Below are 20,655 nucleotides of genomic sequence, written 5' to 3'. Positions count from 1 at the left end.
GGTCTATTCCGCGCATCCCGGCCGGATGGGAGCGTGGTGGGGTGATCAGACGCGCCCTCACCGCAGCGCACCCCCTCCTGGTGCTCCCCGTGTCCGCACTCCTCCTCGCGGGGTGCACCGTGGGTACGCCCACCTCGAGCAGCGCTGTGCCCACACCGTCCGCCACCGCCGGCGGCGACGCGGCGCGCGTCTACCAGACGCTGGCGCCCCTCGACCGGGACGGCCTGGTCTCGCTGTTCGAGTCGACCGCAGAAGACCTCGGGCAGGCGGGCGCCGCCCTGCTGCTGCGCACGCCGGAGGGCGAGGTGACCGCGACCTTCGGCACCACCACCCGCGGCGGCGACACCCCCGTCTCGATCGATGACCACATCCGGGTGGGGTCGAACACCAAGACGTGGACCGGCACCGTCATCCTGCAGCTCGTCGGCGAGGGCCGCATCGCCCTCGACGACCCGGTATCGCTCTACCGCCCCGACGTGCCGAACGGCGAGAACATCACCATCGAGCAGCTCCTCACGATGCGCAGCGGACTGTTCAACTACACCGAGACCTACGAGCTCAACGCGGCCATGGACGACGAGCCGGAGCGGGTCTGGAACCCCGAAGAGCTCGTGGCCATCGGTCTCTCCCTGCCGCCCTACTTCGCGCCGGGCGAGGGCTGGCACTACTCCAACACGAACACCGTGCTGCTCGGACTCATCGCCGAGCAGCTCGACGGCAAGCCGTTGCCGCAGATCTTCGAGAACAGGCTGTTCGGCCCGCTCGGACTCGACGAGACCTCGCTCCCCGCCCTCGACGACGCCCAGCTGCCCGAACCGCGCTCGGACGGCTACTACTGGTGGACCAACGTGGGCACGATGTCGAACCCGGCCCTGCCCGCCGACCTCTTCGCCGCCGCCGAGGCCGGCACGCTCCAGCCGAACGACAGCACCGTCGACAATCCGTCGTGGGCCTGGTCGGCGGGGGCGGGCATCTCGACGGCCACCGACCTGGCCGACTGGGTCGAGGCGCTCGGCGGCAAGCCCGGCACCCCCGTCGCCCTGCTCGATCCCGAGCTGCAGCAGGCCCGGCTCGACAGCATCGCGCCCACCACCGAGGCGAGCCCCGACACGGCCGGCGCCCCGGCCGCGGGATACGGATGGGGCCTGGCCAGGCTCGGTCCGTTCTTCGGTCACACCGGGGAGCTGCCCGGCTACAACTCGTTCATGGGCTACGACCCGGTGAACGACGTGACGCTCGTGGTGTGGGCCAACGTCGCTCCGGCCGCCGACGGCCGCGCCCCGGCCTCGACGATCGCGCTCGACCTGGTCGACGAGGTCTACGCCGACTGACGCGCGTCAGCGCCCGGTCTCCCGGCGGTCACCTCCGGGTCACTCCGAAGCGGTAGGTTCGAGGTAAGCGCGTCCGCTCACGACTCCGGATGCGACGCTCGAGTCTCCAGGAGAACCCATGGCCGGAACGGCGCCCATCGACCCGACTGCAAGCACCGCGTGGAAGGAGCTCGAGGGCATCGCCTCCGGCTTCGCGCCCGACCTGCGGGCCTGGTTCGCCGCGGAGCCCGAGCGGGCCGCCCGCTACACCTTCCAGGCCGCCGACCTCACGGTCGACCTGTCGAAGAACCTCGTCACCGAGGAGATCCTGGGTCACCTTCTCGCCCTCGCCGAGAACGCCGGGGTGGCCGCGCGCTACCAGGAGATGATCGCCGGCGAGCACATCAACGTCACCGAGAACCGCGCCGTGCTGCACACCGCCCTCCGCCGCCCCGCTCCCGGCACGCCGGCCGCGGCCGACCTCGACCCGGCCTCGGGCTTCGTGGTCGACGGCGCCGACATCGACGCCGAGGTGCAGTCGACCCTCGAGAAGGTGTTCGCCTTCGCCGACCGTGTGCGCTCAGGTGCCTGGACCGGTGTGACCGGCAAGCGCATCGAGACGGTGGTGAACATCGGCATCGGCGGGTCGGACCTCGGCCCGGTGATGGTGTACGAGGCCCTCAAGCCTTACGTGCAGGCCGGGCTCGAGTGCCGCTTCGTGTCGAACATCGACCCCTCCGACATCTACGAGAAGACCGCCGGCCTCGACCCCGAGACCACTCTCTTCATCGTGGCGTCGAAGACCTTCGGCACCCTCGAGACGCTCACCAACGCCCGCCTGGCGCGCGAGTGGCTGTGGAAGGGGCTCACCGCATCCGGAGCCATCGCCGACGACGAGAGCGCTCGCACCGGAGCGGTGGCCAAGCACTTCGTGGCCGTCTCGACCGCGCTCGACAAGGTGGCGGCCTTCGGCATCGACCCCGAGAACGCGTTCGGCTTCTGGGACTGGGTGGGCGGCCGCTACTCGGTCGACTCGGCCATCGGCACGAGCGTCGCCATCGCCATCGGCCCCGACGGGTTCCGCGAGTTCCTGGCCGGCTTCCACGCGATCGACGAGCACATGCGCACCACCCCGCTCGCCGAGAACGTGCCGGTGCTGATGGGCCTGCTCAACGTCTGGTACACCAATTTCCTCGGGGCGCAGAGCCACGCGGTGCTGCCCTACGCGCAGTACCTGCACCGGTTTCCCGCCTACCTGCAGCAGCTCACGATGGAGTCCAACGGCAAGAGCGTGCGGTGGGACGGATCGCCCGTCACCACCGACACCGGTGAGATCTTCTGGGGCGAGCCGGGCACCAACGGTCAGCACGCCTTCTACCAGCTCATCCACCAGGGCACCCGGCTCATCCCGGCCGACTTCATCGCGGTGGCCAACCCCGCGCATCCGCTGAAAGACGGCGACGCCGACGTGCACTCGCTGTTCCTGGCGAACTTCTTCGCCCAGACCAAGGCGCTCGCCTTCGGCAAGACGGCCGACGAGGTGCGCGCCGAGGGCACCGCCGAGTCGGTCGTGCCCGCCCGCGTGTTCAGCGGCAACCGGCCCACCACCTCCATCCTGGCTCCGGCTCTCACGCCGGGCGTGGTCGGTCAACTGATCGCCCTCTACGAGCACATCGTGTTCACCGAGGGCACCATCTGGGGCATCGACTCGTTCGACCAGTGGGGCGTCGAGCTCGGCAAGCAGCTGGCGCTGCAGATCGCCCCCGCGGTCGACGGCGACGCCGCCGCGCTGGAGTCGCAGGACTCGTCGACGAAGTCGCTGATCGCGAAGTACCTGGAGCTCCGCGAGGAGTAGGGTCGCGCGCATGAGCGATGCGAGCACACCCGAAGGCACCGGCGACACCCAGGACGAACCGGTGATGAGCGGTTCCGACGAGGCGACCGAGGATGAGAAGGCAGCCGGCCGGGCCGCGCAGGAGCGTGCCGACGCGGCGTTCTACGACGCCAAGGCCGGGGACACCACGCCCGACGACGACACGCCCTCCGACGACAGCGACAGCGGATCCTGAGCCTCAGCGCGTCATGTCGCCGGTCGCCGGCGTCTCTCCGGTGGGGCCGTAGCGCAGGATGAGGATGCCGGCCGGGGTGCTCACGGCCGGCTCCAGCAGCGTGAGCCGGTTCGCCGGGCCGTCGTCGGGGAAGAGCCGTTTGCCCGCCCCGAGCACGATCGGGAACACCCACAGGGTGAGCCGGTCGAACAGGTTGTCGGCCACGAGCGAGCGCGCGAAGTCGATGCTGCCGATGACGTGCACCTCGCGGTGCCGCTCACGCAGCGCGGCGACCTGGCCGGCGAGCACGGAAGTCCGCCCGCTGCCGCCGCTGCCGGGATCGTCGTCGAGCAGCCGCGCACCTCGCCACGTCAGTTCGGGCCGGTGCCGCGACGCCACGTACTTCGGCACCTCGTCGAAGGTGCGGCCGATCTCGCCCTCCGGGCCGTCGAGGTGGTGCGGCCAGTACGACGCGAAGATGTCGTAGGTCTTTCGCCCGAGCAGCAGCGCGTCGAGCCGCCCGATGCCCGCCATCACGTCGGCGCCGATCTCGTCGTCGTCGAACGGCGCCTGCCACCCGCCGAAGGCGAAGCCTCCGTCGCGGTCTTCGTCGGGCCCGCCCGGCGCCTGGGAGACCCCGTCGAGCGTGGTGAACAGATCGATCTCGATTCGTCCGGTCATGCAGCGACCTTCGTCCTCACCCCCGCCGGTGTCAAGTGCCGTGCCGGCGGTCGCCTCAGGTGAGCACGAGCGGGCCGTCCTCGGTCACGGCGAGGGTGTGCTCCGTATGGGCGGCCCGGCTGCCGTCGGCCGAGCGCACGGTCCAGCCGTCGGGGTCCATCCGGATGCGCGCGGTCGTCTTCGCCCACCAGGGTTCGAGGGCGATCACGAGTCCGGGCCGGATGCGGTAGCCGCGACCGGGGCGGCCGTCGTTGCAGATGAACAGGTCGCCGTGCATGGTGCGGCCGACGCCGTGCCCGCCGAACTCGCGGTTGACGGGGTAGCCATAGGCCGCCGCCACCGCGCCGATCGCCGCGGAGATGTCACCGATGCGGTTGCCGGGCACCGCGGCCGCGATGCCGGCCTCGAGCGCTTCGCGCGTGGAGCGGATGAGGCGCTCGTCGTCGGGATCGGGCCGCCCCGCGATCACGGTGACCGCCGCATCCGCCACCCAGCCGTCGACCGAGACAGCGAAGTCGAGGCTGAGCACGTCGCCGTCGCGCAGCACGTAGTCGTGCGGCAGGCCGTGCTGCGCGGCGTCGTTCACCGAGAGGCAGATCACGTTACGGAACGGTCCCTCGCCGAACGAGGGTGCATAGTCCCAGTAGCACGAGACCGCACCACGTCGCTCGATGGCCCGGCGTGCGGCGTGCTCGAGCTCGAGCAGGTTGACCCCGACCTCGACGCGGGCGGCCAGCCCGGCCAGCGTCGTGCGCACGAAGTCGCCCGCGGCGCGCATCCGGTCGATCTCGGCGGGCGTGTGGAGTTCGATCATGACTGGTATGATAATACCGAATGCGGGATGATAATACCGCTGCGATGGCAGACCGGAGACTCACATGATGGTGCGCGCACCACTCACCCCCGAGCAGCTCGAGGCCGGGCGACGGCTCGGCACGGCCCTGCGCACCGCCCGCGGGTCACGGTCGCTCAACGAAGTGGCGACCCTCTCGGGCATCTCGCCCGAGACCCTCCGCAAGATCGAGACCGGCCGCCTGCCGAGCCCCGCCTTCGGTGTGGTCGCCGCCCTGGCCGCCACCCTCGGTCTGTCGCTCGACGAACTCGCGGCGGAGTGGGCCCACCCGCCGACCGCCGAGCTCCGCGGCGTCGCCGCCGAACGCACGGCGTAGACCTCACCAGCGACAACGCCGCGCGCCCCGACGACACCCAGGCTCAGGCCCGGGCGTAGGCTTCGCGCAGCCACCCCCGCAGCTCGTCGTCGATCTCGTCGACGCCCGTGAGCACCACGCGGTGCGAGCACATGGTGTTACCGGCCCGCAGGCGCTCGGTCGCCTCGACCCCCTTCAGCTGCAGGCCCAGCTGTACCCGCGCGGCGCTCGGCACCTCGATGAGGGCGAACTGCTTGCTGCGCCGCAGGGAGACTCCGGTCTTCTTCGGCGCGACCTCCACGTCGTCACCGAGCGCGAGCGCCGCGGCCACAAGACCGCCGTAGACGGGCCGCAGCGCCGCCTTCGCCCCGGCGTACTGCGCGGCGACGAGGTCGTCGGCGTCGGTGGAGGCACCCCGATTCAGGTAGGCCTGGGCGATGCCGTTCGCGAACCCGTGCGTGAGCCCGTGCTCCGACTTGAGCCAGGCGACGATCTGCCCGTGCTTCTCGAGACCCGACGACCCCACGATCGCGATCCACGCGGGCATGTCGCGGCCGGTCTTCTCGACGAGGTTGGTGAACGGATCGCTCATGCGACAGATTGTGCCCTCAGATGGCCGCCGGCGCCATCCCCGATCCGAGGGTACGCCGGCACACGTCCTCCCACGGGGTCGGCGCGAGGCCGAAGTGCGCCCGCGACGCGCTGTCGTCGAGCACGTACGGGCGGGTCCACTGGTACGACAGCTCGCCGATCTCGCGCAGCATCGGCACGACCAGGCCACCCAGTCGCAGCACCGCGCGCGGGATGGCGCTGACCGCCACCGGCGGCAGCCCTCCGGCGGCGAGCACCTCGGTGAGCGCCTGCCGCTGCGACCGCGGCGGGTTCGACGGAACGTGCCACACCCTCCCGTGCGCCGAGCCGTCCTCGGCGGCGGCCACCAGGATGCGCGCCACGTCGAGCACGTCGGTGAAGCTGTGCGGCTGGTCGGGGTCGCCGATCACCCAGGCCCGCTTGCCCCGCCGGGCGGTCGGCAGCTGGCGGGTGACATGCCCATTGGCCCCCACACCCGGCCCCACGTAGTCGGAACCCCGCACCTCCACGGCACGCACCTCGCCCGCGCGGTGCGCAGCCAGTGCATCGGCCCACAGCCGGGCGCGGAGCACCCCTTTGTGGTCGGTCGCCGCATCCGGCAGCTCCTCGGTCATCGGCACGTCGACGGGACCGTAGGGGTAGAGGTTTCCCGTGATGGCGTAGACGGCACCGGTGCGCCTGGCCGACTCGAGCAGCGAGCTCGCGAGCGGCGGCCACACGGTGTCCCAGGTGGTGTAGTCGCCGGGGTTGGCGCAGTTGTACAGCACGTCGGCTCCCTCCACCGCGCGCGTGAGCTGCTCGACGTCGCTCGCGTCGGCCTGCACCGACCGCACACCCAGCAGACCCACGTCGGTGCCCGACCGCGTGACGACCACCACTTCCGACCCCCGCTCTGCGAGCAGCGCGGCGACGTGCCGCCCCACCGGCCCTGCCCCGACGACGACGTGACGATCCGACATGATGAATCCTCCCTGATGAACCGGTCCGGACCGCGAGCCGATCCGAACGGAGAGCACTGCTCTCGCAATCACTCTCGCAGATCGCCGGTCCGATCGCAAGAGCACTGCTCTCGTTTGTTGCGCCTGCTCTCTCAAGAGGCCAGAGTGAGGGGATGCACAGCGACGACTCCCCCGCGCCCGCCCGGTCGGCCAGGGCGCGCGCCCGCGATCAGATCACGGCCGAGATCCTCGCCGCCGCGCGCATCCGGCTCGCCGCAGAGGGGCCCGCCGGGCTGTCGCTGCGCGCCGTCGCCCGTGACGTGGGCATGGTCTCCTCGGCGGTGTACCGCTACTTCGCGAGTCGTGACGAGCTGCTCACCGCCCTGCTCGTGCTCGCCTACGACGACCTCGGCCTCGCGGCCGAGCGGGCGGATGCGACGGTGGCCGATCGCAGCGATCTCGGCGCCCGCTGGCTCGTCTCGCTGCGCGCCGTGCGCCGCTGGGCCCTGGCGAACCCCGGTGACTATGCCCTGCTCTACGGTTCCCCCGTGCCCGGCTACGCGGCACCGCAGACCACGGTCGAGCCTGCCGCGAGGGTGATCCTCGTCATCCTCGGCATCGTGCTCGACGGCGCGGCGGCCGGTGCCGAGCCGAGCCCGCCTCCCCCCTCGGCAGACCTCCGGCGCGACGAGGCCGCCGTCGCCGACGCTATCGGATGGGTGCGGATGCGCGACCTGGTCGCGCCCGAGGTCGCGGTTCCCGCCGAGCTCGTCATCCGCACCCTCCTGGCCTGGACCACGGTGTTCGGCACGATCTCCTTCGAGTTGTTCGGCCACCTGGTCGGATCGGTCAGCGACCGGGACGACTACTTCGATGCCGTGCTCCTGCGCCTGGCCGCCGATCTGGGCCTGCCCACGGACTTCGAATCGGCAACGACCGCGCAGGCGTAGACCTAGGTCCCTTGCGAGTGCGACGACCGACTTGGGAGCATGACCTCAGAGGTGCGTGACCGGTCAGGTGCGCGCCCACGACAGCGAGGGTTGCACATGGCGAGGTTGACGGTTCGGCGATCGAAGACGATGGGGGCGCTCGCGGTGATCGCGGCCGGAGGGCTGCTGCTCGCCGGCTGCTCGGCGGGCGGCGGCACCACCACCTCGACCGCTGCACCCGCCGGGGTCTCCGATGAGGCCGCCGCCGTGCCCGAGCCCACCCGTCCCGCGGCCCCGGAGGGCGAGCTGCCCGCCGAGCTGCAGAGCGAACTGCAGAGCACCCTCGAGTCGACGATGGCAGAGTACTCCGTGCCGGGAGCCGCCGTGGGCGTGTGGATACCCGGGGTGGGGTCGTGGACCACCGCGTCGGGCCTGGCCGACATCGCCGGGAACGTGCCCGTCACCACCGAGATGAGCTGGCCCCTGCGCAGCGTGACGAAGTCGTACACCGTCACCCTCATCCTCCAGCTCGTCGACGAGGGCAAGCTGAGCCTCGACGACACCATCGACCAGTACGTCGAGGGAGTCACCGACGGCGACCGCATCACCATCCGCCAGCTCGCCGACATGTCCAGCGGCAACGCCGATTACACGAACGACGCGTTCCTCGCCGACTTCAGCCAGGACACCACGAAGATCTACACGATCGACGAGCTCAACGGCTTCATGCTCGGCCTGCCCGCGCAGTTCGAGCCGGGTACCGCCAAGGTCTACACCAACGCCAACACCAATCTGCTCGGCGCGGTGATCGAGAAGGTCACCGGAGCGGACTACGACCAGGTGCTGCAGGAACGCATCCTCGACCCGCTCGGCCAGACCGGCACCCACTACATCGTCGACGTGGCGGACTGGACCGGCCCGCATCCGACCGGCTACCAGCCGGGTGCCACGGGGCCGGAGGCGCAGGATCAGAACCCGTCGATCCTCGGTGCGGCAGGCGCGATGTTCTCCACCCTCGACGATTCCCGGGTGTGGGCCGACACGCTCGGCGACGGAACCCTCCTCACGCCGGAGACCCAGGCGGAGCGACAGGAAGGCGCACCGCTGGACGCGGGGCCTCCTTACGACCGCTATGCCCTCGGGATGGGCGAGACCGCCGGCTGGTGGGGTCACAACGGCGAGGGCGTCGGCTTCACGGCGGCGGTCTTCCATCAGTCCGAGAGCGGGGCGAGCATCGTGGTGTTCATGAACGAGTCCGACGTCGACGACGCGCATCCCGCCGACCAGACCTTCCGCCGCCTGGCCGAGGTGCTGACCGCGCAGGGCGTGCTGTGATCGCCCGCCTCGCCCGCCTCCGCCGCCCGGCCGGTGTCGTGGCGCTGGCCGCCGCGGCCTCCCTGCTCGCGGGCTGCGTGTCCGGCGCTCCCGCCGAACCGCAGGCGGCACCGGTGCCCTACTCCGACGTGCACGGCCTGCCCGAGGGCGCTCTCGCGGTCATGAACCAGCCGCAGTACGCCCACGGGCGCTGGCTCATCTCGGTGAAGGACATCGACACCGGCGAGGTGCTCATCGACCTCGACGCCGACAAGATGGTGGAGCCCGGTTCCTTCGTGAAGACCTACAGCGCCGGTGCGGCCTGGCTCACCTGGGGCCCCGACCACACCATCACCACCCCGGTCAAGCGCACCGGCGACGTGGCAGACGGCACTCTCGCGGGCGACCTCGTGCTGGTGGGGATGGGCGACCTCACGATGGGTGGTCGCACGAAGCCCGACGGCACCGTCGACTTCACCAACCTCGACCACAACGACGCGAACCCGCTGCCGGGCGCCACGCTCACCACCGAAGACCCGCTCGCCGGGCTCGACGAGCTGGCCGCCCAGGTGAAGGCCGCGGGCATCGACAGCGTGGCCGGTGACGTGCTGGTCGATGACCGCCTGTTCTCGGGCGAGCTGGAGAACCAGCCGATCTCACCGATCATCATCAACCAGAACATCCTCGACGTGCTCATCACGCCCGGGGCCGTGGGCGAGACCGCGACCGCGGCGCTCACCCCCGCCGTGGCTCCCTGGACCGTGGTGAGCGAGGTCGAGACCGTCGAGGCCGGCGGCGAGACCGCCATCTCGGCGCCCGTCGAAGGAACCGACGGCACCCTCACCGTCACGGGCACGGTGGCCGCCGACGCAGGACCCCAGCTCAAGGTCTACGCCTTCGACGACCCCGCGACCTTCGCCCGGACGGCCTTCATCGAGGCCCTCGGCCGCGCCGGCGTGGCCGTCACCACCGACCCGCTGGCCACGAACTCCACGGCCGCCCTGCCTGCGTTCGCCGACGTCGAAGCGCTCCCCTCGGTCGCCGAGATCGAGTCGCTTCCGCTCGGTGAGGAGATCACCTACGTGATGAAGATCAGCTACAACCGCGGCGCCCAGACCCTGGTGTGCCGGCTCGCGGTGCAGGCGGGTTCCGACGACTGCGACGACGGCATGGCCGAGGAGAACCGCATCTGGAAGGAGGCGGGGCTCGACGTGCTCGGCGCCTCCCTCGTCGACGGGTCGGGGCTCGACGGGAACGTCATCACACCCGAGAACGCCGTGCAGATCCAGACCCTCCTGGCCGAGCGCCCCGACGCCGAGCGGTGGCGCGACACCCTTCCGATCCTGGGCGTCGACGGCTCGCTCGCCGACGTCGCGTCTGACAGCCCGGCCGCGGGCAAGGTGTTCGCCAAGACCGGAACCCTGCTCGGCTACGACGCCTTCAACGATCGCTACCGCCTGGTGACGAAGGCGCTCGGCGGCGTGATGGACTCGGAGGACGGGCGGCACCTGGCCTTCACGATCGCCGTCAACCAGGGCTTCTTCGACGACGCCGTCGGCGTGTTCAGCGCCAACGACGACGTCGGCGCGGTGGCAGCGCTCATCCAGCAGGCCTGGTAGCCTCCGAGCAACGACACACTCCAGGGGGAGATCAGATGACCGTGCCAGCCACCGCCGTGCCGCTCGACGCACCGTACTACAACGCTCCCATCGGAGCCGCGTTCACCCGGTTCTTCACGAAGTACGGCACCTTCTCGGGCCGGGCCAGCCGCAGCGAGTACTGGTGGTGGTACCTCATCTCGGTGATCGTGAACACGGTGTTCAACATCCTCGCCTTCACCCTCGGCGGCTATGGCATGCAGCTCGACGGTACCTACGCCACGCCGAGCGCCGGAGCCGTCGTGATCTTCGTGCTCTGGGGCCTCTGGGCGCTGGCCGTGATCGTGCCCTCGCTGGCCCTGCTCGCCCGGCGCCTGCACGACACCGACCGGAGCGCCGGCTGGATCTTCATCGGTTTCGTGCCCTTCGTCGGCGGCATCATCCTGCTCGTCTTCACCCTCCTCGCACCCGTGCCCGCCGGAGCCCGCTTCGACCGCTAGCCCGAGCATCCACCACCGGGTCGGGGTCAACGGCGTCGACCTCTCGGTCGAGATCTTCTCGAACGAGGGTCCGGATGCGCCGCGCGGCGGCCCCGCGGGCGACATCGTTCTGGTGCCCGGGGCGTCGTCGGCTTCGGACTGGTGGGACCCGGGCTTCTGCTCCGCGCTCTCCAGCAGGGGCCACCGCGTGGTGCGCTACGACCTGCGTGACACCGGCGAGTCCACCACCCGGCCACCCGGGAGCCCGGACTACGGCGGAGACGACCTGGTCGCCGACCTGCGCGGACTGGTCGCCGTGCTCGGCCGCGGCCCCGCCCACGTGGCGGGCCTGTCGATGGGCGGAGCGCTCGCCCAGCAGCTCGCGGCCGAGCATCCCGGCAGCGTGGCCTCGCTGACGCTGCTGTCGACCACGGCGATCGACCCGTCCGATCCGGCGGAAGAGCTGCCCGGCATCACCCCCGAGCTCGAGGAGTACTTCGAGGTGCTCGCGGAGCGGCCGGCTCCGGCAGACCGGGAATCCGCGTTCCGCGCCGCCCTCGCCGACGAGCGGGCCTTCGGCGGCACCCTCCCGATCGACGTCGACCGCCTCCGGGCCATCTCCGACTCCGTCTTCGACCGCTCGGTCGACCTCGCCGCCGCCGGCAACCACGGGATGCTCGGGGGCAGCGAGAGCGAACGCCCCCGGCTGGCCCGTGTCGTGGCCCCGACGCTCGTGGTGCACGGCACCGAAGACCCCCTGTTCCCCCTCGAGCACGGGCGTTCGCTCGCCCGGCGCATTCGCGGTGCCCGCCTGCTCGAGGTGCCCGGGCTTGGCCACCAGTTCCCGCCTCCGCCGAGCTGGGACGTCATCGTGCCCGGCATACTCCGACATGTGGCGGCAGCCGGCGCGCCCCGACCCTGAACCTGGCTCAGTTCAGGTGGGCGAACGAAGGCCAGAGCTCGGCCCACGGGCGCACGGGGCCGGAGCAGACGGCCATCGGCTCGCCCTGCTCCTCGTTGTCGACGCCGAGACCCGAGTCGAGCTCGTCGACGACGGCGCAGCGGGCGAACAGATCTCGCACCCGCTCGAACTGACCACCGACGACGACCGCCGCCTCGGCGTCGGCCGCCGGGCGTCTGGCCGCGGCCAGGGCGTTGTGCCCGCTCACAACGGGCGGGAGCGCATCACCCCCGTACCGGTCGAGCGCGCCCGCCTCGCCGTAGTTGCTCGCGATCACGACGTCGGCTCCGGAGTCGAGGGCGGCACGCTCCACCTGCGCGACGTAGGCGGGCCACCCGACCTGGTCGGCGACCGACTGGTTCATCGCCGGGATGGGCGTGGCCCCGAGCACGTCGACCGGCACGATCGGCAGGGAGATGACGGCGCTCACCACGGAGTTCACCGCAACGGCCGCAACCAGGAGCACCCGCCGCAGCCTCCGCCCCGGCCACGACCCCGCCCAGTCGGCGACCACGACGCATCCGGCCGCGTACACGCACACCAGCAGCCCGTAGGGGTAGTAGAACTGCGCCCCCGCGATCGCCACCAGCACCAGCAGCACACCGAAGGCGACCGCCAGGAAGCGCGCAGAACGCCAGGCCGCACGGCGGAGCAGCCCGACGAGGCCGGCCACCCAGATGGGCACCAGCAGCGGCCCGAGCAGCAGCGCGAGGAACGGCCACATCAGCACCCGCACCTCGCCGGCGTTGCCGCTCGAGAGCGCACCGCCCATCGCGAGCTGCGGCCATCCGTTCAGCGCCTGGTAGACCAGGGCGGGGGCGCCGAGCACGAACATGACCGCGACCCCGAGGTAGGGCCAGCGTGTGCGCAGCACGCCGCGGGGCCCGGCGACGAGGATGCCCGCGGCGAGCGAGAGCAGCAGCAGCGCGACCAGCAGCTTGTTGTCGAGGCTGAGCCCCACGATCGCTCCGGCCACGAGCCACCACCAGGGCTGCGCGGGCTCCGGCCAGCCTCGGAGCGCCCGCAGCACGGCCAGCACCACGAGCGGCCACACGAGCAGGTCGAGCGACGCCGTGAAGAGGGCGTGACCGAAGGTGAGCGTGAACGACCCGAAGGCGTACCCCCACGCGGCGAGCCCCTGCGCGAAGGCCCCACCGCCGAGTTCTCGGGCGAGGAGAGCCACCACCGCGACGGATGCCACCGCGAACAGCAGCGGCCACAGCCGCAACGCCCAGGGCTCGTCGGCGATCAGCGTGCTCAGCTTGGCCAGCAGGGGTGTGAGGGGCGGCTGGTCGAGGTAGCCCCAGGCCGGCTCGAGCATCCTGAAGTAGAGCTCATCACGGTGGTACCCGTAGCCTCCGGCCGTGAGCGCGAGCACCAGGGCGAGCGCACCCGCCGCCGAGAGCACGGGCAGGCGCGCGAACCGCGGCAGGATGCGCGACCCCGCCGGTGCGCCCGTCGCGACCCCCGTCACACCGCCAGGCTACGACACAGAGCGCCGGTCGGCCACGAAGCCAGTCGGCCACCGCACCGGCTACACCAGCGCGTTCGCGGCGCGGAACCCCGCTCCCGGGTGGCTCTCCGGCAGCAGCACCGACCCTTCTCCGAACAGGTGCTCGCGCAGCGTCGCCCCCTCGAGCTCGTCTTTCAGCAGCCCACGCCGCCGCAGCTCCGGCATCACCCGGCCGAAGAAGAGGTCGTGCCCGCCGTCGAACTCGGGCTGCACCAGGAAGCCGTCGGCACCGGTCTCCTCGATCATCGCCTCGGCCTGGTCGGCGATCTCCTCCGGTGTGCCGAGGAACGGCTTGCCCATCACGCCGTTGGCCCGGAACTCCTCGAGCACCTCGCGCACCGTGGGCGCGTCGGGGCCGAGGAAGCGCTCGATGTTGGTGCGCCCGTTGTCGCCGTTCGCCGCGCTCTCGGGAATGGGCTTGTCGAGGTCGAGCGAGAGCAGGTCGATTCCGGTGAAGTAGGCGTAGAGGGTGGCGGCGTGCTCGAGCGAGATGCGGTCGATGATCGCCTGGTGCTCCGCCTCCGCCTGGGCGCGGCTGTCGGCCACCCGGAAGGTGCCGGCGATGAGGCACTTCACCGCATCCGCCCCACGCCCGTTCTCCACCGCGAGCCGGCGGATGTCGGCGATCTGCGCCGCCAGTGCCTTCGACTCCGCGGCGAGGAAGACCGCCTCGGCGTAGCGCGCCGCGAGGGCCCGGCCGGCGCTCGAGGCACCGGCCTGGAAGAGCACGGGCGTCACCTGCGGGCTCGGCGGCGTGACGAGCACCCCCTTGGCCTTGAAGTAGGTGCCGTCGTGCACGATCTCGTGCACCTTGGCGGGGTCGGCCCACACGCCGTTCGCCCCGTCGCGCACCAGGGCGTCGGGTTCCCAGCATCCCTCCCAGAACTTCAGCGACAGCTCCACGTGCTCGGCCGCCTTCGCGTACCGCTCGTCGTGCGGCATGAGGTCTTCTCCGAACAGCATCGCCGAAGCCGCCTGCGCCGACCCCGTCACGATGTTCCATCCCACGCGTCCCGCCGAGAAGTGGTCGAGAGACCGGTACTGGCGGGTGAGGGCGGGCGGGGCCTCCACCATGGTCGACGTGGTGGTGACGAGCCCGAGCTTGGTCGTCACCGCCGCCAGCGCGGCGATGAGCGTGTGCGGGTCGACCGTGCTGAACTGCACGTTGCGTTCGACCGCGGTGGGCACGATCTCGCCGTGCAGCGTGGGGTAACCGTAGGAGTCGGCGAAGAACAGGAAGTCGACGCCCGCCGCCTCGCACTTCTTCGCCAGGTCGATCCAGTAACCCAGGTCGGTGAAGTTCGGGTCGTTCTCGCGGCCGGCGATCTTCCAGCTCTGACGCACGCCTCCGCCCTGGAACATGCCGATGGCCAGCTTCTTCGTCATGGTGCGTCTCCTTCGTGGTGTGTCAGGTCGTCGTGACGGGGATCACGTCGCGATCGCGACGCGCGAGGGCACGCGATGAGCGGCCCCCGGATGCGCGGGGTCGAGGTGCGGGCCGCCACCCAGGCGCTCGCGCAGCGTGAGCACGGGTTCGTCCGCCGCCGGCACGGGCGCCACGAGGCCGCGCCGCCGGAACTCCGGCAGCACCAGCTCGACGAACGAGTCGAACACCCCGAACGCGTCGGGCTGCACCAGGAACCCGTCGGCCCCGGTCTCGGCCATCACGGCCTCGGCCCGATCGGCGATCTCGCGGGGGTCTCCGATCAGCGGCGAGCCCATGACGCTGTTGCGCTGGAACTCCTCGAGGATCTGGCGCACCGTCGGCGCGCCCGGCCCGAGGAACCGCTCGACGTTGGTGCGCCCGGTCTCGGTGAGCGCGGCGCTCGCCTCGAGCGGCCGGTCGGGGTCCATCCGCGAGAGGTCGAGGCCCGTGAAGAACGCGTACTGCACCGCGGCGTCGGCGAGGCTGCGCACCGACTCGGTGCGGCGACGCAGCTCCTGGGCCCCGGCGCCCGTCTCGGCCACGAAGATGGTGCCCGCGATGAGGCACTTCACGGCCTCCGGGTCTCGCCCGTTCTCCGCGGCGCGCCGCCGGATGTCGGCGATCTGCGCGCGCATGGCAGGCACCTCGGCCGCGATGAACACCCCCTCGGCGTACTTCGCGGCGAGCTCACGCCCCCGCTCCGAGGCTCCGGCCTGGAACAGCGCCGGTGTGCGCTGGGGACCGGGCGGTGTGGTGAGGATGCCGTCGGCCGAGAAGTGCGACCCCCGGTGGTGGATCTCGCGTACCCGTTCCGGGTCGGCGTACAGATTGGCCTCGCGGTCGACGACCAACCCGTCGTCGTCCCAGCTGCCCTCCCAGAGCTTCAGGGTGAGGTCGACGTGGTCGTCGGCGATCGAGTACCGCTCATCGTGCGGCGTCATCGCCTCGCCGAAGAGCCGGGTGGAGGCGTTCTGGCCCGCTCCCGTGACGATGTTCCAGCCGATCCGGCCGCCGGTGAGGTGGTCGAGGGTGGCGAGTTTCCGCGCGACCATCGGCGGCTTCTCCACGGTGGTGGACAGCGTGACCACGAGCCCCAGCCGCTCGGTGACGGCGGCGAGGGCGGGCAGGATCGCCATCGGATCCGCCCGCGGAAACGAGATGCCGCCCCGCATCGCCTGCGCCGGCAGCGCCCCGTCGATCAGCGGGTAGCCGTAGTCGTCGGCGAAGAAGAGGAAGTCGACCCCTGCGGCGTCGAGCGACCGCGCCATCGCGAGCCAGTGACCGAGCTCGAGAAAGCTCGTCGACCGGTTCTCCGGCAGCTGCCAGGTGCCCATGAGACCCGCCGTCTGGAACATGCCGATGGTCCACGGAGCCGGCATCCGCCACCTCTTCCCGAGTCGTCCGTACTGCGAAAGTGAACTGATCGATTCACAATCTAGACGCGCGATGTTTCGGCCTCGTCACATCGGCGTGACGATCTGACTCAGGATGCGGGCACGGGTGCCAGCAGCGCCGCGAGCGAGCGGCGATGGGCGGCCGTGAGCTCGTCGGCGTCGACCCCGGCCAGCAGCGAGATCTGCAGCCCGCGCCACAGCCCGACGATCGAGACGGCGCACACCTCGGCGGTGGCCGGATCGGCGCCTTCCCGCACGAGCAGTCGCGCCACCCCCTCCGGCCACTGCGTCGCGATGCGCCGGAAGTACCCGTCGTTGCGCTCGGGCCGGCGGGCGTGCAGCGAGAACAGCTCGAAGAAGAGCTTGAGGAACGGACGGTTGCGCTTGTCGGCGATCCGCGTCCACGCGCGGTTCAGCAGCACCTCTGGCTCGCCGTCCTCGTCGAGCTCGCCCATCAGGTGGTGGATGCCGGGGAACCGCTCGAGCGCCGTGAGCGACGCCTCGTCGAGCAAGTCCTCCTTCGAGCCGAAGTAATAGAGCAGCATGCGGTTGTTCGAGCCGATCGAACGGGCGAGCGAGCTCAGGCTGATGTCGTTCACCCCGTGCTCGAGGATGTGGTCGGCCACCAGTCCGAGCAGTCTGCGGCGCTCTTTGGACAGGGGCGCTGGCATGTCTCGACAGTAGCGCACAGAACGAAAAGCGATCGTAATGCCGCGGTAACAATGCGCTCCTACTCTGAAGCGAACAGTTCATCAATCGGAAGCGTGGTGCCCGTGAGTTCGGTTCTTCAGCAGGTCACCCGCACGCCGTCGCGGGAGATCTCCCTCACCGAGGTGAGCAAGAGCTATCCACTGAAGCGCGGCGCCACGCTCACGGCGCTGCAGGACATCTCGCTCACCATCGGCAACGGCGAGTTCCTGGCCCTGCTCGGGCCGAGCGGATGCGGCAAGTCGACCATCCTGCGCATCGTCGCGGGCCTCGAGCAGCCGAGCTCCGGCACCGTCACGGTCGGCGACTCCACCCCGCAGGCACTCTCGCGCGAGCACCGGCTCGGTGTCGCCTTCCAGGAGCACTCACTGCTCCCCTGGCTCACCATCCGCCAGAACATCGCCCTCCCCTACCGCGTCGCCGGGCGGAGCGTCGACACCGCGCACGTGCAGGAACTGATCGACCTCGTCGGACTCGCGGGGTTCGAAGACGCCAGGCCCAAGCAGCTCTCGGGCGGCATGCGCCAGCGCGCCTCGATCGCCCGCGCCCTCGTGCTCGACCCCGAGGTGCTGCTGCTCGACGAGCCCTTCGGGGCGCTCGACGCCGTCACGAGGCGGCGGATGAACCGCGAGCTCGGGCGCATCTGGAGCGAACTGCGCATCACCACACTGCTGGTCACCCACGACGTCGATGAGGCCGTGCTGCTCGCCGACCGCGTGGTCGTGATGACCGGGCGCCCGGGGAGCATCCGCCACATCGAAGACGTCGACCTCCCGCTGCGCGAGCACTCCGAACTCACCCGCTCCCCCGAGTTCCACGACATCGTCGACCGCCTGACCGGCCTCCTCGACGCCCCGAAGGACGCCTGATCCGATGACCTCGCGTCTGCGACCCGTGCTGTACGGCGTCTCGGGGGTCGTCGTGCTCCTCGTGCTGGCCGAGCTGATCGGGCAGCTGGGGCTGCTCGGCACCACCTGGCCGCCGCTGTCGACCGTCGTGGCCTTCCTCCTCGACCCCGACAACCACACCCTGCTCGGCAACGCGCTCGCGGCCACGGTCACCGAAGCGCTGATCGGCGGCGCCATCGGCATCGCCGCGGGCGTCTTCTTCGCCCTGCTGGCCGTGCTCGTGCCGGTGCTGGCGCCCGGGCTGGATCGCTTCGCCGCGGTCATCGACGCCGTACCGGCCGTCGCGCTGGCCCCCTTCCTCATCCTCATCCTCGGCCGCGAGGGCACCCCCGTGCTCGTGGTGGCACTCTCGGTGACCTTCATCATCTACATCTCGATGAGCTCGGGCCTCTCGGTCGCGAGCCACCCCTACCAGGACCTGTTCACGGTGCTCGGCGCCCGCCGGGGCACGCGACTCGGTCTGGTCGACCTGCCGGCCGCGCTGCCGAAGTTCTTCGACGGCCTCGCGCTCGCCGCGCCCGCGATGATCCTCGGCGCCACGATCGGCGAGTGGTTCGGGGCCAAGCGCGGGCTCGGCGTGCTCTTCATCAGCGCGATGCAGAACTACCGCATAGACCTGCTCTGGGCGGCGGCCGCCCTCTCGGTGATCTGCTCGCTCATCATCTACGGCATCGCCGTGGCCGCCCAGCGCGCCGTGGCCAGGAGGTTCGCATGACCCAGAGCCTCAGCGTGGCGGCCGCCCGCACCACCGGCGGCCTCTTCGGCCGCGTCGGCGGCGCCGTCGGACGGTTCCTGCTCGTGGTGCTGCAGCGCTACTGGCCCATCATCCTGCTGCTCATCGCCTGGCCGGTGTGGCTCTGGGCCAACGGCTACAGCCGTGCCGTGGCACCCTCGCCGCTCGACGTGGCCACCGACCTCGTGCTCCACCCCGACGTCTACGTGTGGCCCGTGCTCTGGACGACGCTGTTCGCGGTGGGAGGCCTGGCGCTCGGGATGCTCGTGGGCGTCGTGCTCGGAGTACTGGTGTGGATGTCTCCGCTCGCCTCGGGCCTGCTCATGCCGAGCGCCCTCATCCTGCGCGTCGTGCCCGTCACCGCGATGATCCCCATCCTCGCCCGCCTGTTCGGGTACGGCTCGGGCACGGTGGTCGTGATCGTGGTGATCCTGGTGTTCTTCCCGGCGTTCTCGCTGACGGTCTCCGGCATGTCGTCGGTGGCGAAGTCGAGCCGCGACCTGTTCGGCGTGCTGGGTGCGGGACTGCTCACCCGGGTGCTCAGACTGCACCTGCCCGCCGCCATCCCGAGCATCATGCTCGCACTGCGGCTGAGCGCCCCGATCGCCATCCTCGGAGTGCTGCTGGCCGAGTACCTCATCTCCGGAGTGGGCCTCGGCGACCTGCTCCGGTCATCGGCCGACCGCCTGCAGTTCGAGCGCGAGTGGGCCTCCGCCCTCGTCGCGACCGCGCTCTCGGTGCTCTGCTTTGGGCTCGCCCAGAGCCTCGAGCGCCGCGTCGTCGACCGCGTCACCTGACCCCCCGCCGCACCACCCGTGTCACCCCGCACCACCGGTGTCACCCGCACCACCCCCCTGAGATGCCCGTACCACCACCAACGATGAAAGCGAGCACCGTCATGCACCGTTCCCCCACCCCTCACCGCAGCCGTCGCCGCGCCCTCGCGGCCGGCGCCTCCCTCGCCGCCGGCGCCCTCCTCCTCGCCGGCTGCAGCACCGGCGCCTCGAGCACCGAGTCCACCGAGTCGGCCGCCGGCGAGACCGTGCCGTTCAAGGTGGCCATGTCGTGGATCTCCAACGTGGAGTACGGCGGCTTCTGGCTCGCCGCCGCCAACGGCTACTACGAAGACGAGGGGCTCGAGGTGGAGTGGCTCCCCGGCGGCCCCGACGCCCCTACCGCCGAGTCGCAGGTGGCGGCCGACGCCGCCGACGCGGGCATCACCGCGGGCATGTCGAGCGCCTTCGCCGCGATGGCCGACGACGAGCTCGCCGTGATCGGATCGGTCTTCCAAGACAACCCGGGCTGCTTCCTCTGGCTCGCCGACGACCCGATCGAGACGCCCGAAGACCTCATCGGCAAGCGCATCCTGGCCCAGAGCGAGGCCACCGTCGAGCAGGTGCTCACCCTCAACGACATCCCGCTCGACCAGGTCACGATCATCCCCACCGGTTTCGACCCCGCACCGCTCGTGAACGGCGACGGCGACGTGTACACGGCGTACTCGACGAACCAGCCGATCACCCTCGAGCTGAGCTTCGACCTGGAGCCGGGCAACGACTTCGGCTGCACCCTCTCGGGCGACCTGGGCGCTCCCGCCTACGCCTCGTCGATCTTCGCGAAGGACACCGCGCTCGAGGAGAACCGCGACCTCTACCTCAAGTTCCTGCGCGCCTCGATCAAGGGCTGGGAGGACTTCCTCGCCGACCCGGCGTCGGGCGCGGAGCTCGCGGTGAACGACTTCGGAGCCGACCTCGGCCTCGACCTCGAGCAGCAGACCCTCTCGGGCGAGGCCTTCGCCGAGCTCATGGAGAGCCCCACCACCGACGAGCACGGCCTGCTCTACATGGATGTCGACCGCGTGGAGACCGAGATGTACCCGGCGATGGAGGCTTCGGGCATCACCGACCTGCCGCCCGTCGCCGACGCGGTCGACCTCAGCCTGCTCGACGAGATCGCGGCCGAGTAGGAGCCCGACG

21 protein-coding genes are annotated in these 20,655 nt (G+C 71.0%); 13 read left to right on the top strand and 8 right to left on the bottom strand.

Features of this window, described 5'->3' with window-relative positions:
• Nucleotides 1-41 precede the first annotated feature (41 nt).
• The 3 genes from N1031_RS18820 (at nucleotide 42) to N1031_RS18810 (ending at nucleotide 3,379) form a co-directional block, all read left to right on the top strand.
• Complete coding sequence (locus tag N1031_RS18820; protein ID WP_259481465.1) at nucleotides 42-1,331, top strand: serine hydrolase domain-containing protein; 1,290 nt, start codon at nucleotides 42-44, stop codon at nucleotides 1,329-1,331.
• A gap of 118 nt (nucleotides 1,332-1,449) precedes the next feature.
• Complete coding sequence (pgi, locus tag N1031_RS18815) at nucleotides 1,450-3,165, top strand: glucose-6-phosphate isomerase (RefSeq protein WP_259481464.1); 1,716 nt, start codon at nucleotides 1,450-1,452, stop codon at nucleotides 3,163-3,165.
• Nucleotides 3,166-3,175: 10 nt separating this feature from the next.
• On the top strand, nucleotides 3,176-3,379 hold the full coding sequence (locus tag N1031_RS18810; RefSeq protein ID WP_259481463.1) for a hypothetical protein: 204 nt from the start codon (nucleotides 3,176-3,178) through the stop codon (nucleotides 3,377-3,379).
• Nucleotides 3,380-3,382: 3 nt separating this feature from the next.
• On the opposite strand, the gene N1031_RS18805 is transcribed toward N1031_RS18810, so the two are convergent.
• Together N1031_RS18805 and map are read right to left on the bottom strand one after the other, a co-directional pair.
• Entirely contained in the window at nucleotides 3,383-4,039 is a 657-nt protein-coding gene (locus N1031_RS18805) for a dihydrofolate reductase family protein (RefSeq protein ID WP_259481462.1), read from the bottom strand.
• 55 nt (nucleotides 4,040-4,094) lie between these two features.
• Nucleotides 4,095-4,853: a type I methionyl aminopeptidase gene (gene map, locus N1031_RS18800; protein ID WP_259481461.1), complete on the bottom strand. Its 759-nt coding sequence runs from the start codon at nucleotides 4,851-4,853 to the stop codon at nucleotides 4,095-4,097.
• Nucleotides 4,854-4,920: 67 nt separating this feature from the next.
• Between map and N1031_RS18795 the strand changes: the two genes are divergently transcribed.
• Nucleotides 4,921-5,208, top strand: coding sequence for a helix-turn-helix domain-containing protein (locus N1031_RS18795; protein WP_259481460.1), 288 nt, complete (start codon nucleotides 4,921-4,923; stop codon nucleotides 5,206-5,208).
• A 43-nt stretch (nucleotides 5,209-5,251) separates the two neighbouring features.
• On the opposite strand, the gene N1031_RS18790 is transcribed toward N1031_RS18795, so the two are convergent.
• Together N1031_RS18790 and N1031_RS18785 are read right to left on the bottom strand one after the other, a co-directional pair.
• Complete coding sequence (locus N1031_RS18790; protein ID WP_259481459.1) at nucleotides 5,252-5,779, bottom strand: DUF5655 domain-containing protein; 528 nt, start codon at nucleotides 5,777-5,779, stop codon at nucleotides 5,252-5,254.
• 16 nt (nucleotides 5,780-5,795) lie between these two features.
• On the bottom strand, nucleotides 5,796-6,737 hold the full coding sequence (locus N1031_RS18785; RefSeq protein WP_259481458.1) for an NAD-dependent epimerase/dehydratase family protein: 942 nt from the start codon (nucleotides 6,735-6,737) through the stop codon (nucleotides 5,796-5,798).
• Nucleotides 6,738-6,889: 152 nt separating this feature from the next.
• Between N1031_RS18785 and N1031_RS18780 the strand changes: the two genes are divergently transcribed.
• From N1031_RS18780 to N1031_RS18760, 5 genes are all read left to right on the top strand, one after another.
• Nucleotides 6,890-7,666: a TetR/AcrR family transcriptional regulator gene (locus N1031_RS18780; RefSeq protein ID WP_259481457.1), complete on the top strand. Its 777-nt coding sequence runs from the start codon at nucleotides 6,890-6,892 to the stop codon at nucleotides 7,664-7,666.
• A gap of 96 nt (nucleotides 7,667-7,762) precedes the next feature.
• The gene (locus N1031_RS18775; protein WP_259481455.1) at nucleotides 7,763-8,980 is read left to right on the top strand and encodes a serine hydrolase domain-containing protein; all 1,218 of its coding nucleotides are present in this window, start codon (nucleotides 7,763-7,765) and stop codon (nucleotides 8,978-8,980) included.
• The gene (gene dacB, locus N1031_RS18770) at nucleotides 8,977-10,578 is read left to right on the top strand and encodes a D-alanyl-D-alanine carboxypeptidase/D-alanyl-D-alanine endopeptidase (RefSeq protein ID WP_259481454.1); all 1,602 of its coding nucleotides are present in this window, start codon (nucleotides 8,977-8,979) and stop codon (nucleotides 10,576-10,578) included. The genes N1031_RS18775 and dacB overlap by 4 nt, the downstream gene beginning before the upstream one ends.
• Before the next feature lie 35 nt (nucleotides 10,579-10,613).
• Nucleotides 10,614-11,057: a DUF805 domain-containing protein gene (locus tag N1031_RS18765; protein ID WP_259481453.1), complete on the top strand. Its 444-nt coding sequence runs from the start codon at nucleotides 10,614-10,616 to the stop codon at nucleotides 11,055-11,057.
• 7 nt (nucleotides 11,058-11,064) lie between these two features.
• Nucleotides 11,065-11,958 carry an alpha/beta fold hydrolase gene (locus N1031_RS18760; protein WP_310795721.1) on the top strand — a complete coding sequence of 298 codons (894 nt, stop codon included), beginning with the start codon at nucleotides 11,065-11,067 and terminating at the stop codon, nucleotides 11,956-11,958.
• Nucleotides 11,959-11,965: 7 nt separating this feature from the next.
• Here N1031_RS18760 and N1031_RS18755 read toward each other — a convergent pair whose 3' ends face one another.
• The 4 genes from N1031_RS18755 to N1031_RS18740 form a co-directional block, all read right to left on the bottom strand.
• A complete protein-coding gene (locus tag N1031_RS18755; protein WP_259481452.1) occupies nucleotides 11,966-13,471 on the bottom strand; it encodes a glycosyltransferase family 39 protein in 1,506 nt (501 codons plus the stop codon).
• A gap of 60 nt (nucleotides 13,472-13,531) precedes the next feature.
• Complete coding sequence (locus N1031_RS18750) at nucleotides 13,532-14,896, bottom strand: NtaA/DmoA family FMN-dependent monooxygenase (protein WP_259481451.1); 1,365 nt, start codon at nucleotides 14,894-14,896, stop codon at nucleotides 13,532-13,534.
• Nucleotides 14,897-14,938: 42 nt separating this feature from the next.
• The gene (locus N1031_RS18745; protein ID WP_259481450.1) at nucleotides 14,939-16,315 is read right to left on the bottom strand and encodes an NtaA/DmoA family FMN-dependent monooxygenase; all 1,377 of its coding nucleotides are present in this window, start codon (nucleotides 16,313-16,315) and stop codon (nucleotides 14,939-14,941) included.
• A 104-nt stretch (nucleotides 16,316-16,419) separates the two neighbouring features.
• Nucleotides 16,420-17,001, bottom strand: a complete 582-nt coding sequence (locus tag N1031_RS18740; RefSeq protein ID WP_259481449.1) for a TetR/AcrR family transcriptional regulator — start codon at nucleotides 16,999-17,001, stop codon at nucleotides 16,420-16,422.
• Between the two features lie 102 nt (nucleotides 17,002-17,103).
• Between N1031_RS18740 and N1031_RS18735 the strand changes: the two genes are divergently transcribed.
• The 4 genes from N1031_RS18735 (at nucleotide 17,104) to N1031_RS18720 (ending at nucleotide 20,645) form a co-directional block, all read left to right on the top strand.
• Nucleotides 17,104-17,907, top strand: coding sequence for an ABC transporter ATP-binding protein (locus N1031_RS18735; RefSeq protein WP_259481448.1), 804 nt, complete (start codon nucleotides 17,104-17,106; stop codon nucleotides 17,905-17,907).
• Nucleotides 17,908-17,911: 4 nt separating this feature from the next.
• On the top strand, nucleotides 17,912-18,661 hold the full coding sequence (locus N1031_RS18730; protein ID WP_259481447.1) for an ABC transporter permease: 750 nt from the start codon (nucleotides 17,912-17,914) through the stop codon (nucleotides 18,659-18,661).
• Entirely contained in the window at nucleotides 18,658-19,476 is an 819-nt protein-coding gene (locus N1031_RS18725) for an ABC transporter permease (RefSeq protein ID WP_259481446.1), read from the top strand. The genes N1031_RS18730 and N1031_RS18725 overlap by 4 nt, the downstream gene beginning before the upstream one ends.
• 83 nt (nucleotides 19,477-19,559) lie before the next feature.
• Nucleotides 19,560-20,645 (top strand): ABC transporter substrate-binding protein, encoded by a 1,086-nt coding sequence (locus N1031_RS18720; RefSeq protein ID WP_259481445.1) that lies wholly within the window; start codon nucleotides 19,560-19,562, stop codon nucleotides 20,643-20,645.
• Nucleotides 20,646-20,655: the final 10 nt, after the last annotated feature.

Source organism: Herbiconiux moechotypicola, from assembly GCF_024979255.1.
GTDB classification, from domain to species: Bacteria; Actinomycetota; Actinomycetes; order Actinomycetales; family Microbacteriaceae; genus Herbiconiux; species Herbiconiux moechotypicola.
Note: the sequence above shows the minus strand (reverse complement) of the source record. Positions and strands in the feature narration are given on the sequence as shown.